Source organism: Mesorhizobium sp. M8A.F.Ca.ET.165.01.1.1 (assembly GCF_004792065.1).
Taxonomy (GTDB): domain Bacteria; phylum Pseudomonadota; class Alphaproteobacteria; order Rhizobiales; family Rhizobiaceae; genus Mesorhizobium.
Window position 1 is genome coordinate 105,641 of sequence record NZ_SRTH01000013.1, and the last position, 13,444, is coordinate 119,084.

Annotated in this window: 9 protein-coding genes; 2 read left to right on the forward strand and 7 right to left on the reverse strand. The window is 60.0% G+C overall.

Annotation, left to right across the window (positions count from 1 at the left end; all coding sequences use genetic code 11):
• Nucleotide 1: 1 nt before the first annotated feature.
• The 6 genes from EN808_RS27125 to EN808_RS27150 all read right to left on the reverse strand — a co-directional run bounded on the left by EN808_RS27125 (nt 2) and on the right by EN808_RS27150 (nt 6,476).
• Entirely contained in the window at nt 2–832 is an 831-nt protein-coding gene (locus EN808_RS27125; RefSeq protein ID WP_127870952.1) for an ABC transporter permease, read from the reverse strand.
• Between the two features lie 17 nt (nt 833–849).
• Nucleotides 850–1,818 (reverse strand): ABC transporter permease, encoded by a 969-nt coding sequence (locus tag EN808_RS27130; RefSeq protein WP_127870951.1) that lies wholly within the window; start codon nt 1,816–1,818, stop codon nt 850–852.
• Nucleotides 1,819–1,884: 66 nt separating this feature from the next.
• Nucleotides 1,885–3,465, reverse strand: a complete 1,581-nt coding sequence (locus EN808_RS27135; RefSeq protein WP_245511665.1) for an ABC transporter substrate-binding protein — start codon at nt 3,463–3,465, stop codon at nt 1,885–1,887.
• Nucleotides 3,466–3,544: 79 nt separating this feature from the next.
• Nucleotides 3,545–4,423, reverse strand: a complete 879-nt coding sequence (locus EN808_RS27140; protein ID WP_127870950.1) for a dihydrodipicolinate synthase family protein — start codon at nt 4,421–4,423, stop codon at nt 3,545–3,547.
• Between the two features lie 530 nt (nt 4,424–4,953).
• A complete protein-coding gene (locus EN808_RS27145) occupies nt 4,954–5,544 on the reverse strand; it encodes a DUF1349 domain-containing protein (protein WP_127870949.1) in 591 nt (196 codons plus the stop codon).
• 227 nt (nt 5,545–5,771) lie between these two features.
• A complete protein-coding gene (locus EN808_RS27150; protein ID WP_167531280.1) occupies nt 5,772–6,476 on the reverse strand; it encodes a hypothetical protein in 705 nt (234 codons plus the stop codon).
• A gap of 443 nt (nt 6,477–6,919) precedes the next feature.
• On the opposite strand from EN808_RS27150, the gene EN808_RS27155 reads away from it, so the two are divergent.
• Both EN808_RS27155 and EN808_RS27160 read left to right on the forward strand, forming a co-directional pair.
• Nucleotides 6,920–8,515: a GMC family oxidoreductase N-terminal domain-containing protein gene (locus tag EN808_RS27155; protein ID WP_127871034.1), complete on the forward strand. Its 1,596-nt coding sequence runs from the start codon at nt 6,920–6,922 to the stop codon at nt 8,513–8,515.
• A gap of 97 nt (nt 8,516–8,612) precedes the next feature.
• Complete coding sequence (locus EN808_RS27160; RefSeq protein ID WP_189522873.1) at nt 8,613–9,797, forward strand: MFS transporter; 1,185 nt, start codon at nt 8,613–8,615, stop codon at nt 9,795–9,797.
• Nucleotides 9,798–10,449: 652 nt separating this feature from the next.
• Here EN808_RS27160 and tssH read toward each other — a convergent pair.
• Nucleotides 10,450–13,254, reverse strand: a complete 2,805-nt coding sequence (gene tssH, locus EN808_RS27165; RefSeq protein WP_135917246.1) for a type VI secretion system ATPase TssH — start codon at nt 13,252–13,254, stop codon at nt 10,450–10,452.
• Nucleotides 13,255–13,444 lie beyond the last annotated feature (190 nt).

A 13,444-nucleotide genomic window follows, 5' to 3' on the forward strand; every position in this document is an offset into this window, starting at 1 on the left:
TTCAAATCTCTTTCGAGCGACCGACCGAGCGCGCAAAGCTGTCGGTCAGAACGTTTACGGCAACGGAGAAGACGGCAATCGCAAGCGCCGGCGCGATGGCGATCCATGGCGAGATGGTGATGCCGATCCGGTTTTCGCTGATCATCAGGCCCCAGTCGGCGGCCGGCGGCGGCAGGCCCAGACCCAGATAGCTGAGGGAGGCGTAAAGAATGATCGATCCGCAAAGCCGCACACCGAAGTCGGCGAGAACCGGCGTCAGCACGTTGGGAAGGATGTCGAGAAAACAAATCGCCGTCCAACTTTCTCCGCGGGCGAAGGCAGCCTCCACATATTCGTTCTTGGAGATATCCATCGTAATCAAACGCACGATGCGGAAGATGCGGGGAGAATGCAGGATCACGATGCCGACTATGACGGTTGGGAGGCTCGGCCCGGTCGAGGCGAGAAGCACCAAGAGGAAGATGGCCGGCGGCAAGGCATAGATGACATCGGAGATTGCGATCAGCAGGACATCGAGAGGCCCCCGCCGCAGCCCGGAATAGATGCCCAACGGCACGGCCACTATATAGGCCGCGACGGTCGCGCACAGTGCGACAACGAGCACCGTCCTGCCGCCGTAGAGGAAACGGCTGAAAGTGTCGCGGCCGAGGAAATCGGTTCCGAGCCAATGCTCGTGCGTTATGGGCGCGAACGGAGCGCCGACGATTTCATCAAAGGCGTATGGGCTGAAATAGGGTCCAAGCGTTGCAAGGGCGACGATGACCAGGACCAGGACCAGGGCGATGCGGGCGGCGGGCTTGGCCAGCGTAAGGCGCAGGACAGAGGTGGACATGGACCGATCTCCCTGGCTCAGTTCTTCCCGCGCGCTACGCGCAGTCTTGGGTTGAGGAAAAGGATCAGCGCTTCCGACACCAGGTTGATGAGCACGTAGGTAGCCGTGATGATCAGCGTGATGGCGAGCACTGTCGGCATGTCCCGGTTGATGACCGCGTCAGAAAGCGCGCTGCCGATTCCGGGCAGTTGAAAGACGGATTCTGTGACCACGACCCCACCCGCCAACCAGGCCGCATTCAACGCGATCGTCTGAATGGTCGGCGTGATGGTGTTTGGAAGGACATGCCATATCAATACCCGCGCCGGACTTATCCCTCTTAGCCGCACCATGTAGATGTACTCGGCGCTTAGCACTTCGAGGGCCACTGCCCGAACCATGCGCACGACCTGTGCGAGCGTCGTGCCGAGCAGCGTCAGCACCGGCAAGATGAAGAGGCTGGATTGGGATGAAAGGGGCAGGCTGTCGTTGATCAGCGAGACCGGCGGCAACCAGCGCAAATAGACTGCGAAAAGCACGATCAGCACGGTGCCAATGACGAACTCGGGCAAGGCAACCGTGACGATGGTCGGGACAGATATCAGGTGATCCGCCAACCTGTCTTTGTAGATCGCAGCGACAATGCCAAGTACGAACGAGAGCGGTATCAGCAAGAGCAGCGAGGTGACCGTCAGCACCATGGTGTTGACGGCCCTAGGCCCGATCGCTTCCCACACCGGCCGGCCTGAGGGGATTGATCGTCCGAAGTCGCCAGTGAGGGCGCCTTCGATCCAGCTGAAATACTGCACGACCGCAGGCCGATCCATGCCGAACTCGCGCCTGAGCGCCTCGACTGCGGAGGGGTCGGCCTTGGCGCCGAGAGCCGCACGGGCCGGATCTCCCGGCAGATATTGGGTCGCGGTGAAGACAACGACCGAGACGGCAAATAGCGTGACGAAAGCCAGGGCTATTCTTGTCAGCAAAAGCTGCAGCAACGGCTTGTTCAAGGGCTATCACTCTTCATAGGAGAGGAAGCCGCCGTGGCCTGATTGGCGACACGGCGGCCTTGCTGCTTACGCGAGATAGACACCTTCGAATTGATAGTAGCCGAGGTTTCTCTGGGTCGAGGGAACGATGTTCTTGACCTTGGCGCTGGAGGCGTCGAGGAGATCGCGGAAGCCCCAGATGATATAGGCTCCTTCGTTCCAGAGCACCTTCTGCGCCTCCACGTAATATTCGCGGCGTTTGGGGGCATCGAATGTGGCCCTTGCCTTGTTTACCCATTTGTCGAACGCGTCGCTGGTCCAATCCGGTTCGTTCCAGTAGGCGCCCCGCGCGTAGCCTTGGCCGAATTGGGATTCGAGGGTGTGCTGCCCCCAGTCCGAACTTCCCATCTGGGTCTTTTTGAAGTTCGGGCCGGAATAGTAGCTGTCTGGCGGGACGACCATGAGCTCGATGTTCACGCCAATTTTCTTCGCCTGGTTGGCGATGAGCGTGGCCGACGCCTGCATGCCTGGAGCGGCGTCGGAAGTGTAGAGGGTGATTGCCTGGCTGTTGTCGTAGCCCGCCTGCTTGAGCAGCGATTTGGCCTGATCCGGATCGTACGCACGCTGCGGGAGTTCGGCTGCATAGTCCGGGTCGGTGATGCAATGCAGATCGTTGCCGATCCTGCCATAGCCGGACAGCGCATTGTCGAGCAATTGCTGGCGATCGACCATCAGCCTGAACGCCTGCCGGACCTTCACGTCGGTAAATGGTTTCAGGTTTGTCATCATGAATTGATCGGTCGTGGCGCCGCTCTTGGAACGCAGGAGCACAAGCGCGGGGTTCGCTTCGATGAGCCGCGCGAGGCTTCCGTCGAGCTGTGCCACAGCGTCGACCTGGCCGGCCACAAGCGCATTCATGCGGGCGGTGGGGTCGTTTATCGCGATGAACTCGACCCCATCCAGATAGGGCTGACCTGCCGTGCGATAATTATCGCTGCGTGCCAGTGTCACCCGCTGGCCGCGCGACCACGACACGAACTTGAAGGGTCCGGTGCCGATCGGCTTTTCGAAGTCGGTCGTGCCGTCCTTGATGAGGAACATCACCTTGCTGCCCAACACCTGCGGCAACAGGGCATAAGGCTGCTTCAGTTCGATTTCGACGGTGCTTGCATCCAATGCGCGCACGCCTTTCGAATCCAGGAGCGGTGCCAGGTTGGGGTATGCATCGGCTTTGTTGTCGGGATTGAGGATGTACTGGATGGTGTAGGCGACGTCCTTGGCGGTGAAGGGCGCGCCGTCGTGCCATACGACACCATTCTTGAGCTTGATCTTCCAGATGTTGCCTTCACTGTTGTGGGTGAAGTCATCGGCCAGCTTGTTGTAGAGATTGCCATCCTTGTCGAAGTCGGTGAGCCGATCGAAGATCGACTGGGCGACGGCGAAATCCATATCGCCGGTCGAGATGAAAGGGTTGAGCGACGACTTCGCGCCGGCCGCTCCAAGGCCGACCCGCAGCGTCCCTCCCCGTTTCGGTTCGTCGGCAAGGGCCGGGCGAAGCCCGACCCCCGCCAGCACCATGCCCGTGCCCATCAACAAGCCTGTTTTCAATAGATCCCGGCGCCCGATAAGCGTCGGATCGGCGTAAGGGCGATTGATGTCCTTGCTCATTTCCACATTCCCTCTGTTTTGATTGTTTTGTTTGCCTGTTTAATCGACCAACGGACGGGCAGCTGCAGACGATCCCGGCTCAGGCAAGCAGCCCGGCATGCTTGAGAGCCTTGAGGATGTTGTCCTGATCCTCCTTCGCCAGGTTGCCATTCGGCAGGCGCGGTTCACCAACCTTGCGGCCCTGGGCATTGATCGCGAACTTGATGCGGGCGGGAAAATTGACGCCCTTGGTCATTTCGCGGGCGAGCGGCGCGATCTTGTCCGTAAGCCTGCGGCCGAGCGCATAGTCGCCCGCCGCATGCGCGTCATGGATTTCCAGATATTGCTTCGGGATCACGCTGTTGATGCCGGAAATCGATGCCTTTGCCCCAAACAGGAAGCTAGCAATGTTCACGCTGTCGGCACCCGCGGCGATGACAACACGGTCTCCGACGGTCTGGACCAGCTCCGTCACGGGCTCCAGCGCCACTTCCTTCAGGCAGATGACCTCAGGCAGCTCGGCAATGCGCTGCATGACGGCCGGCGGGTTGAAGAAATGATTGTAGTAGATGATGGGAAGCGAGGTCGCCGTCCCGACATCCTGGATGAACTTATCCAGCCCCTCCCCGGACGGGGTATTGTAGATGGGCGGTCCAAGCATGAGGGCGCAGGCGCCGTTCTGCTTGGCGATTTGACCACGTTTTATAGCGTCGCGTGTGGTGGTCGTGATTATCCCGGCAATGACGCGCAGCTTGCTGCTGGTTGTTGCGGTCTCCACCAGGATGCCGAGTTCTTCGGCGGAGAGTTCATCACCTGAACCGGTGCTGCCGCCGACCACGGCGAGGCTGATGCCCGCGCTCTCCATGAACTTCAGTTCGCCCTTGAACAGGTCAAGGTCCAGATCACCGTCGGGTTTGAAGGTCGAAACGAGCGGCGGGATGATCCCCTTGATCTCGTCCTTTTGAAGCACAGTCGTCATTGCCAATCCTTATTTCACTCAGTGAAAGTCACTATTACTGAATGAACATCCCGTGAAGCGCTCCCCTTGTCAAGAGCGTTTCGTGCAACGGGCTCGAACGACATTTCCGCAGCCGGGTTTTTGAAACCTCGGATGGTCGTGCATCAAGGTTGATCGCCGGTCTTCTGTTCAATGGAAGGCGAGGAAACGCGAATGATTCCGGCCTTCTGTTGGCTTGGAACCGCTTTGCGGGCTCTAGATCAGAATGCCAAACTGGAAGCAGGCGAGGCAAATGAGATGGCGTCAATATCCGGGCCATCGCCCGTGATGCGGCCGACGCAATGCAGTTCGCGCCAGGACGTGGACAAAGCCGCGCGCCCGTATTTGCTCCCGCAGGAAGTCGCGGCGCCGAATGTGCCGGCCCGCTCTCCTGGTATCAACCAGCCGACAAAGCGACCGCCGCCGCAATGGGCACTTTTCCAGGACCTACGGAAGTAGGAACCGGGCCGTTGCGGATTACGGCCCGGCGTCGTCAATGAGTGCCGGCTCGACTATTGTCCGTTGCGCAGATCATCGATCTTGCCAACGGAAAGTTTGATGTCCGAGAAGACAGCGGTCGTCCCCTCGCCCGTGGGCGATTGAACCCCCATGCCGATACGGATGGGTCGCTTTGCAATGCCAGGCAGCGTGAACCAGCGCAGGAAGTTCCAATATTTGCCGTCGGTCGAAAAATGGAGGGCGATTGCTTCCCCATCGCTGTAGACCCGCAGCCACGCATGGTCGCCGGGAAAGGCCGGGCCGTCAGAATCGTCTGATGTAGTCCGCGTGACCACGCTGACGATGGTCGGCTTGCGCGCGGCTGAGAACTCGAAAGCGATCTTCGCCCAGTTGTCACCATCGCATTCGATGAAGAGAGCGCCACCGTCAAAGGCGAACGCGAATTCGACGGAGACCTTTGCGGACAATGCAAAATGCTTGTCTTCGACCTCCCCCACCAGTCGCGTGACATTTGCCATCCGGCTGTTGCCGCTTGGAGCGAAGAACCAATCCGTTTTTCCATTGACGCGAAGCCGCACCACATCGTCCTGGATCGTCGCCGTGCCGTTGTCGGTGCCTTCAACGAGCAAGCTGTCGAGTTTCATTAGTGCTTCCTTTCACTTTGCGAGATTGCGCCGAGTGGAGCGCCGTTTTGATCATGTCCTGCTCTCAAAGGCCGACAGCCGGCGACCAGAGCCGGGCGCGATCCAAAGCCCCGTCGTCCCGCTCTCATGCAGGTTCGTCCACCTTTGTATGGCCGACGAAAACAGGGCTGGTGGTCGCGACGGCGCTAGACGAGAAAGGCTCGTGGGAGACCATGGCGTGACTACTGTTATGGATGGAGTTCTATAGCCAGCCAGACCGAGTCAGTGTCCGCGTAATAGCGATGCCAGGGGTAGGTCCACTGGTTTTTGCCTGTAATCCGGCAAAACGGGTCATGCGAATAACCGACAGGCATCACCACGTCTTCGTAAATCGTGGTTTCGTCGCGCAGTCGAAATTTCTGCATACGACCACTGCCATGGATTTGCGTATGCGTTTCCAGGAACGGGTGCTCGTTGTGGATGAAGCAGTCCGTGTCTCCAGGCGACCACCACAGGTTCAGCTTGAGCGTGAACGTCTGCGGCGATCCTGGCGCGGCACGCTCATTGGTGAAGACCAGCGGGTCGGTCGACACCGTGCCGATCTCGTCCTGCGACGAAATGAAAAGCGGCGTATCGCGCGGAAAGCTTTTGATGCGATTGCCCAGCCAATCCCAACCGCGAAACATGCACCCGCCAAGATTGGTGGCTTTTCGCACCTTGAGGATCGCCGCGCGCTCCGCGGACTTGATTTGCCCGCCCTTCAGCCATGTCGATTTCCAGGCAGGCACGATTGCCGGATGCTCGTCACCGGTGATCATGGCGCTGGGGCTGATGTTCACAACGACGGCGTCTTCGACGGCATAGTCGCGGACATCTTCCACGAGTTTGGCGAAGATGAAGTCGTCGGCAAACGAAAGGTCTCTCGTTTGGTTGGGCACGGGTTTGTCGTCCATCCTCAGGGTGACTTTCACCATACCAAACCATAACGTGGCACCTGAAAGAAGTGCGCGTTATGACGATTCTTGTCGTGACTTGACGCCCCTCATGCGTCGATTTGCGAAGGCCTTTAGCCCTTCGAGAGCGGCACTGACGCCAGCCGCTTTCCAACTATCGCCCCGGAAGGCCAAACCTGCCGGGCGTCCTATGTCTGAGCCAAGGCGCGACCCCTCTCTCGGCGCGTCATGTTGCGTCTAAGTTCGCCATCCTGCGAAGTTGTCAGCGATACCCGAAGGTTGCCTACTAGCCGCCGACGCCTCGGTATTGTCGAGGTTCGCCGCGGTCAATCAAACATTGAGCGCGGCGCCCTGGCCCTAAAACCGGGGCGGCTGTTTTAGGATCTTGGCCCATGACATCGCATGGCTCGGCCCTCTGGGGTATACGTCCGCAGGAAGAAGTGATGCAAACCAATTGCGACTACATCGTTATTGGCGGCGGCTCGACCGGCTGCGTGATTGCCTCGCGGCTCTCGGAGAACCCCGATGCCTCGGTCTTCCTGTTGGAGGAAGGGCCGCGCGACTTCAATCCTTACATCCATATTCCGGGCGCCTACTACAAGACTGCTCAAGGATCACTCCTGAAACGAATTGCCTGGGAACCGACCTCAAGCCAATCGCGAAGCGAACAGCCGACCATGGTCCAGGCCCGGGTGCTGGGCGGCGGCAGTTCAGTCAACGCCATGATCTATATCCGCGGCGCTCCGTCTGACTATGCGCGGTGGGAGGCGCTCGGCGCGGATGGCTGGAACTACGCTGATGTACTGCCCTTCTTTCTGCGTTCCGAAGACAACAATCGGTTCTGCAATCAGGCTCACGCAGCGGGCGGACCGCTCGGCGTTTCCGACATCGACCACATCCACCCCCTCACCCGCGCCTGGCTGCAGGCCTGTCAGCAGGCTGGACTGCCTTATAATCCGGATTTCAATTCCGGCGACCAGGCCGGCTGTGGTCTTTACCAGATCACCGCCAGGAACAAGCGGCGCAGCAGTGCTGCCACGGCCTTCATCAAACCCGCCCGCCGCAGACCCAACCTCCAGATTCGAACCGGTTCCACGGTCACCCGCATAATCGTCGAGAAGGGGCGTGCCGTTGGAGTGGAGTACGTCGCAAAAGGCCGCAAATGGGTGCTTATGGCCAGTCGCGAAGTTATCCTGTCGGCCGGTGCGATTGCCTCGCCGAAATTGCTGATGTTGTCTGGAATCGGCCCCGCCGTGGCCTTGCGCGAACATGGCATTCCTGTCGTTGCCGACTTGCCGGGCGTCGGGCAAAACCTCCAGGACCATATCGAGATATCTCTCGTCTATCAGTTGAACGGCCCCCACAGCTACGACAAATACAAGAAGCCGCACTGGAAGGCCGCTGCCGGTCTGAACTACCTCCTGTTCCGGGATGGGCCCGCTTCGTCGAACCTCATCGAAGGCGGTGCGTTCTGGTGGGGCAATACAAGCGAGGCCATCCCGGATGTGCAATACTTTATGGTCGTGGGAGCCGGCATCGAGGAAGGTGTCGATGCAGTCCCGGGCGGGAATGGCTGCACCATCAATCTTGGGCAGATCAGGCCGCGATCTCGAGGGGAAGTGACGCTGAGAAGCGCCGACCCCTACGAAAATCCACGTGTTGCGCCGCGATATTTTTCCGACACCTACGATCTCGATGCGGTGGTTGAAGGAACGATGGGAGCGTTCGATATCATGGAGCAGCCGGCCATCCGTCGCTACATTGCGTCAAGGCAGATCCCGTCCGCCGGCATAGCGACTCCGCTGCAGGTGAGAAAGTTCTGCCAAGAGGTCGCGCACCCGGCGCTGCATCCGGCCGGCACCTGCCGAATGGGCAAGGACGGCATGGCAGTCGTCGATCCCGAGCTTCGCGTCCACGGTGTAGAAGGCCTTCGCGTGGCAGATGCATCGGTCATGCCGACGCTCATATCCGGCAACCCCAACGCTGTGTGCATTATGATCGGCGAGAGGACCGCGAACTTTATCCAGCATGGCAAGTAGGAACGCGCCTCAGTTCTATCTCCAAGATCAGCCTCACGCGCTCGCCGGCCTCCCGCAAGCCGGCTGATAATGACAAGCAGTCCGGAGGCCTACGATAGTGAACGATGTCTCGACGATTTCCCAAGGCATCAAACGAAGCCGGTTCTTCTGCAGTCTGTTCTTTCTCGGCGGCGGTATCGGGATCGGGGCTTGGGCTTCGTCCCTTCCAGTCTTCAGCATTCAAATGAACCTGGATAAAGGGCAACTCGGGCTGGTCCTGATCTGCTTTGCTCTCGGCGCCATCTCGATGATGACCAATATAGGCCGCTTGGCAGCGATTGTTCCAAGCAGTGTCCTCAGCTTACTGGGATCGATTACCTTTGGCGCCACCCTGATAGCCCTCCCTTATGTCGGTGGCGCCTGGCCGCTGGCGGCGGTTGTGTTTCTTGCGGGGGCCGGTTTCGGAACGCTCGACGTTTCGATGAATATCGATGCCTCGGCATTGGAGCGCCGCATGCGGCGGCAGGTGATGTCGTCTTTCCATGCCGTATTCAGTTTCGGAAGCTTAGCCGGCGCGTTTGTGGTCGGTCAAATGCTGTCCTACGGTGGCGCCTTGAGCGTATGCCTTGGCGTCACGGGGGCCGGTGTGGGGGCAGTGGCGCTTGTCGCCTGCGCGGGGTGGAACAATGCAGCCCGGTTCAACGGGCCTGCGGACGCGATAGAGGCGACGGACGGCAAGTTGGACAGCGCATTGACGAAGCACCTCTACCTGCTTGGCGGCCTCGCATTTCTGGGGATGCTCGCCGAGGGCGGGATGATGGATTGGAGCGCCATTTACATCGTGACGCGATCCGGCGGCGCAGAAAGCACAGGCGCCTATGGCTTCGCGGCATTTGCGACCATGATGGCAACCGGCCGCCTGTTCGGTGACGCCATTGCCAACTGTATCGGGCAGATGACAATGTTGAGCTATTGCGCAACGATCTGCGCAGGTTCGGTGCTCGTACTGATCCTGATGGGCGGCAATCTTCCCGTTGTTCTGGTTGCACTCACGGTGTGCGGTCTTGGCCTTGCCAACGTCGTGCCCACCCTCTTTGCAGCCGCCGGCCGTGCGGGAGGCGCATCGGCCGCTCGGGCAATGTCAATCGTGACGACGATGGGATATGCTGGATTGCTGCTGGGGCCTGGATTGCTGGGCCTGATCGCACATGTCTCGTCGCTGGCCGGCAGTTTCTGCGTCATCCTGCTGGCGTTCATCGCCATCTCGGTTTCAGCACGCTCGGTGCGGCGGGTGATGGCTTGATCAGCGACGTTTCCCGCGCGAAACGCGGTGTGGCCGCCAAGTTTTTCTCGGACGTTGAGCCGCGCGGAAGAGTACTGTCAAAAATATCGTCGGATTGATCTACTGGCCCTACATCCCAATGAGACCTCGCTCGCATGGGGTCAGAAAAATCAGTGATTTAGGGCAGTCGGAGACTGCGTTGATGATGTGACATCGATAGTGAATGAGACTATCCGCAAATCGTTGTTTTTTCTGCGAAAAACTACGTCGGAGCACTCTATACTACGCTAACCCCTACTCCCACTCGATTGTTCCCAACCCAGCTAGGTCATTGATCTAGCTGGGTTTTTTCTTACCTGCGGCACCGAAAGCCGACGCACAGTCCGTCAAAAAGTTACGCTCTTGATTTTAAAGGGAAAATCGCGACAAAAAATATTCTGAGGTTTCACCAACTATCGGGAACAATCGCTCGATTTTTGCACACAGAAGCGTCTCGACGTGATGACATTGCCCTGCGAAAAGTACCGTCAGTAGGTCAATCACGCCACACAAACTCGCCCTTTGGCCCGAGATGGAACGGCAGGCAGGTACTTCCATGCCTTCAAAAATCGTCGAGCTGACCGGCTCAGCCTGCTTATGCGCGAGACGCCGAAGCAAATCGTCATCAACATTCCTACTCGAAGGAATAGGTGAACCCTTCCTTGGAGGCGCCGACGGTGACTTTAGTCATCTTTTCGCCCTCGAGCGAGCGGTTCAGCACGCCGCGGCTCAGTTCCGGCAGCAGCGTGTTGGTCAGGATGGCATCGATCATCCTGCCGCCGGATTCAATCTCGGTGCAGCGGGCCTTGATCAGATCCATGACACCGTCGCCGATTACCAGTTCCGCATCATTGGTTGCCCGCAGCCGGCGGGCGATTTTGGCGAACTGGTGACGGGTGATTGCTTCGATCATCGAATCCGAGAGCGGATAATAAGGAATGGTCACCACCCGGCCGAGGAAGGCCGCCGGGAAGACTTTCAGCAATGGGCTGCGCAAGGCGGTGTCCAGATCGTCGAGCCCGGCCCGCAGCGTGCCATTTTTGGTGCGGTCCATGATGACCTCCGAGCCGACATTGGAGGTGAGCAGGATCAGCGTGTTCTTGAAGTCGATCCGGCGGCCCTCGCTGTCGTCCATCATCCCCTTGTCGAAAACCTGGAAGAAGATTTCGTGCACGTCGGGATGCGCCTTCTCCACCTCGTCGAGCAGGATCACCGAATAGGGTTTTCTGCGCACCGCTTCGGTCAGGATGCCGCCCTTGCCGTAGCCGACATAGCCCGGCGGCGCGCCTTTGAGCGTCGAGACGGTGTGCGCCTCCTGGAACTCGGACATGTTGATCGAGATCAGGTTCTGCTCGCCACCATAGAGCGTTTCGGCCAGCGCCAATGCCGTTTCGGTCTTGCCGACGCCCGAAGGGCCGCAGAGCAGGAAGACGCCTACCGGCTTTTCGGGCGCGCCGAGCCCGGCGCGGCTGGTCTGCACCCGCCTGGCGATCATCTCCATGGCGTGATCCTGTCCGACCACGCGTTCGGACAGGCTGCCGGCGAGCCGCAGCGCCTTTTCGGTCTGGCTCGATAGCATCCGCCCAGTCGGGATGCCCGTCCAGTCCTGAACGACCGCCGCCACGGCATTGCGATCGACCGACGGCAGGATCAGCGGTGTCTCGCCTTGCGCCTCGGCCAGTTCGGCCATCAGTTCGCGCAGCCGGCCGAGATCGGCGGCAGGATCAGATGGAGGGGCAGCGGCCGGTCCTTCTACATCAGTCTTGGCTGTTTTGGCTTTCGTCGTTTTAGTCTTGGGCACTTCGGCCTTAGGCGCTTCGGTCTTCGGCGGCTGAGCCTCAACTGTGTCGGAGCCCGCCGTTGCGGTATTGCTTTCCGGCGTCTCCACCGGATCGAGCGGAACACCCTCGCCGCGCAGTCTGGCGCGCAGTTCGAGTATTTCGGCGACGAATGCCTTTTCCCGATCCCAGCGTTGCTGAGCCGCGGCCAACGTGATTTCGGTTTCGGCAAGTCCGGTGTCGACCCGGGCCTGCCGGTCAGTCACCTCGATGCCTATCGCAGCCTCGCGACCGATGATGCCGCTTTCGACCTCCAGCGCTTGGCGACGGCGCATGATGTCCTCGACCTCGGCGGGCGTGGCGTGCTGCGATATGGCGACGCGGGCGCAGGCGGTGTCGAGAAGGCTCACTGCCTTGTCCGGCAATTGTCGCGCCGGGATATAGCGATGTGAAAGGCCGACCGCGGCCTCGATCGCCTCGTCCAGTATCTGCACCTTGTGGTGCTGCTCCAGGACACCGGCCACACCGCGCAACATGAGGACGGCCACCGCCTCCGACGGCTCGTCGATTTTGACCACCTGGAAACGGCGGGTCAGCGCCGGGTCCTTCTCGATGTACTGCTTGTATTCGGCCCAGGTCGTCGCGGCGATGGTGCGAAGTTCGCCCCGCGCCAGCGCCGGTTTCAAGAGATTGGCCGCGTCACCGGTTCCGGCCGCGCCACCGGCGCCGATCAAGGTGTGGGCTTCATCGATGAACAGGATGACCGGCGTTTCGGATGATTGAACCTCATCGATAATGGCCTTCAGCCGTTTTTCGAATTCGCCCTTCACGCTGGCGCCCGCCTGCATCAATCCGACGTCGAGCATGCGCACGCTGACATTCTGCAAGGAGGGCGGCACGTCGCCCTCGGCGATACGCAAGGCAAAGCCTTCGACGACCGCCGTCTTGCCGACCCCGGCCTCGCCGGTCAGGATCGGGTTGTTTTGCCGGCGCCGCATCAGGATATCGACGATCTGCCGGATTTCTGGTTCGCGGCCGACGACCGGATCGATCTTGCCGTCGCGGGCGCGCTGGGTCAGGTCGGTGGCATAATTCGCCAGCGCCGAATCCCCGCCCGGAGCCCGCTTCGGCGCCTCCGCGACGGAGAGCGTGGTCGAGGTGCCGGCTTCGAGTGAACCCTCCACGACATCGGCGAACCGCGCGATGACCGCGTCGGCATCGATCTTGTTAAACTCGCCGCTGATCTTCGACAGCAGGCCTTCCAGCACCGGCGTCTTCAGGCAGGCAAGCAGAATATGGGCGCTGCGGACTTCCTCCACGCCGAACTCAAGCGTAGCCAGGTTCCAGGCTTCCTGAATGGCATGAAAGATATGGTCGGAGAACTCCTCGATCGATGTGGCGCCATAGGGGAGCTTGTCGACGGCGCGGGTCATATCGGCGGTGATCCGGCTCGCATCCACGCCCGCATCGGCGATGATCATCTGCACGTCCGAGCGGTCGGAAAGCACCAGCTGCTCGACGAAATGGACGAGTTCGACGTATGGGTTGCCGCGCAGTTTGGCGGTGTCCGCAGCCGCCTTGAAGGCGCGGACACCGACAGGATTGAGCTTGCCGACCAGTTCCTTGCGCTTGAAAGTCTGCGATGACCGGCGCTGTTCCATCGAACGTGCTCCTGCAGTCTGCCAGCCGATAAATTGCCACATAAGCCATCACTTGACAAAGCGCCTGATGTACCGCTGTCGCAATGCCCGGTTTAGCCGGCTCGTTTCCATTTGTGGAAAGTCCCGCACCACTGACTGTAAACGGCCTCCGCGATGCGGTTCGCCTGCAGCTTCGGCCACCACACCAAGG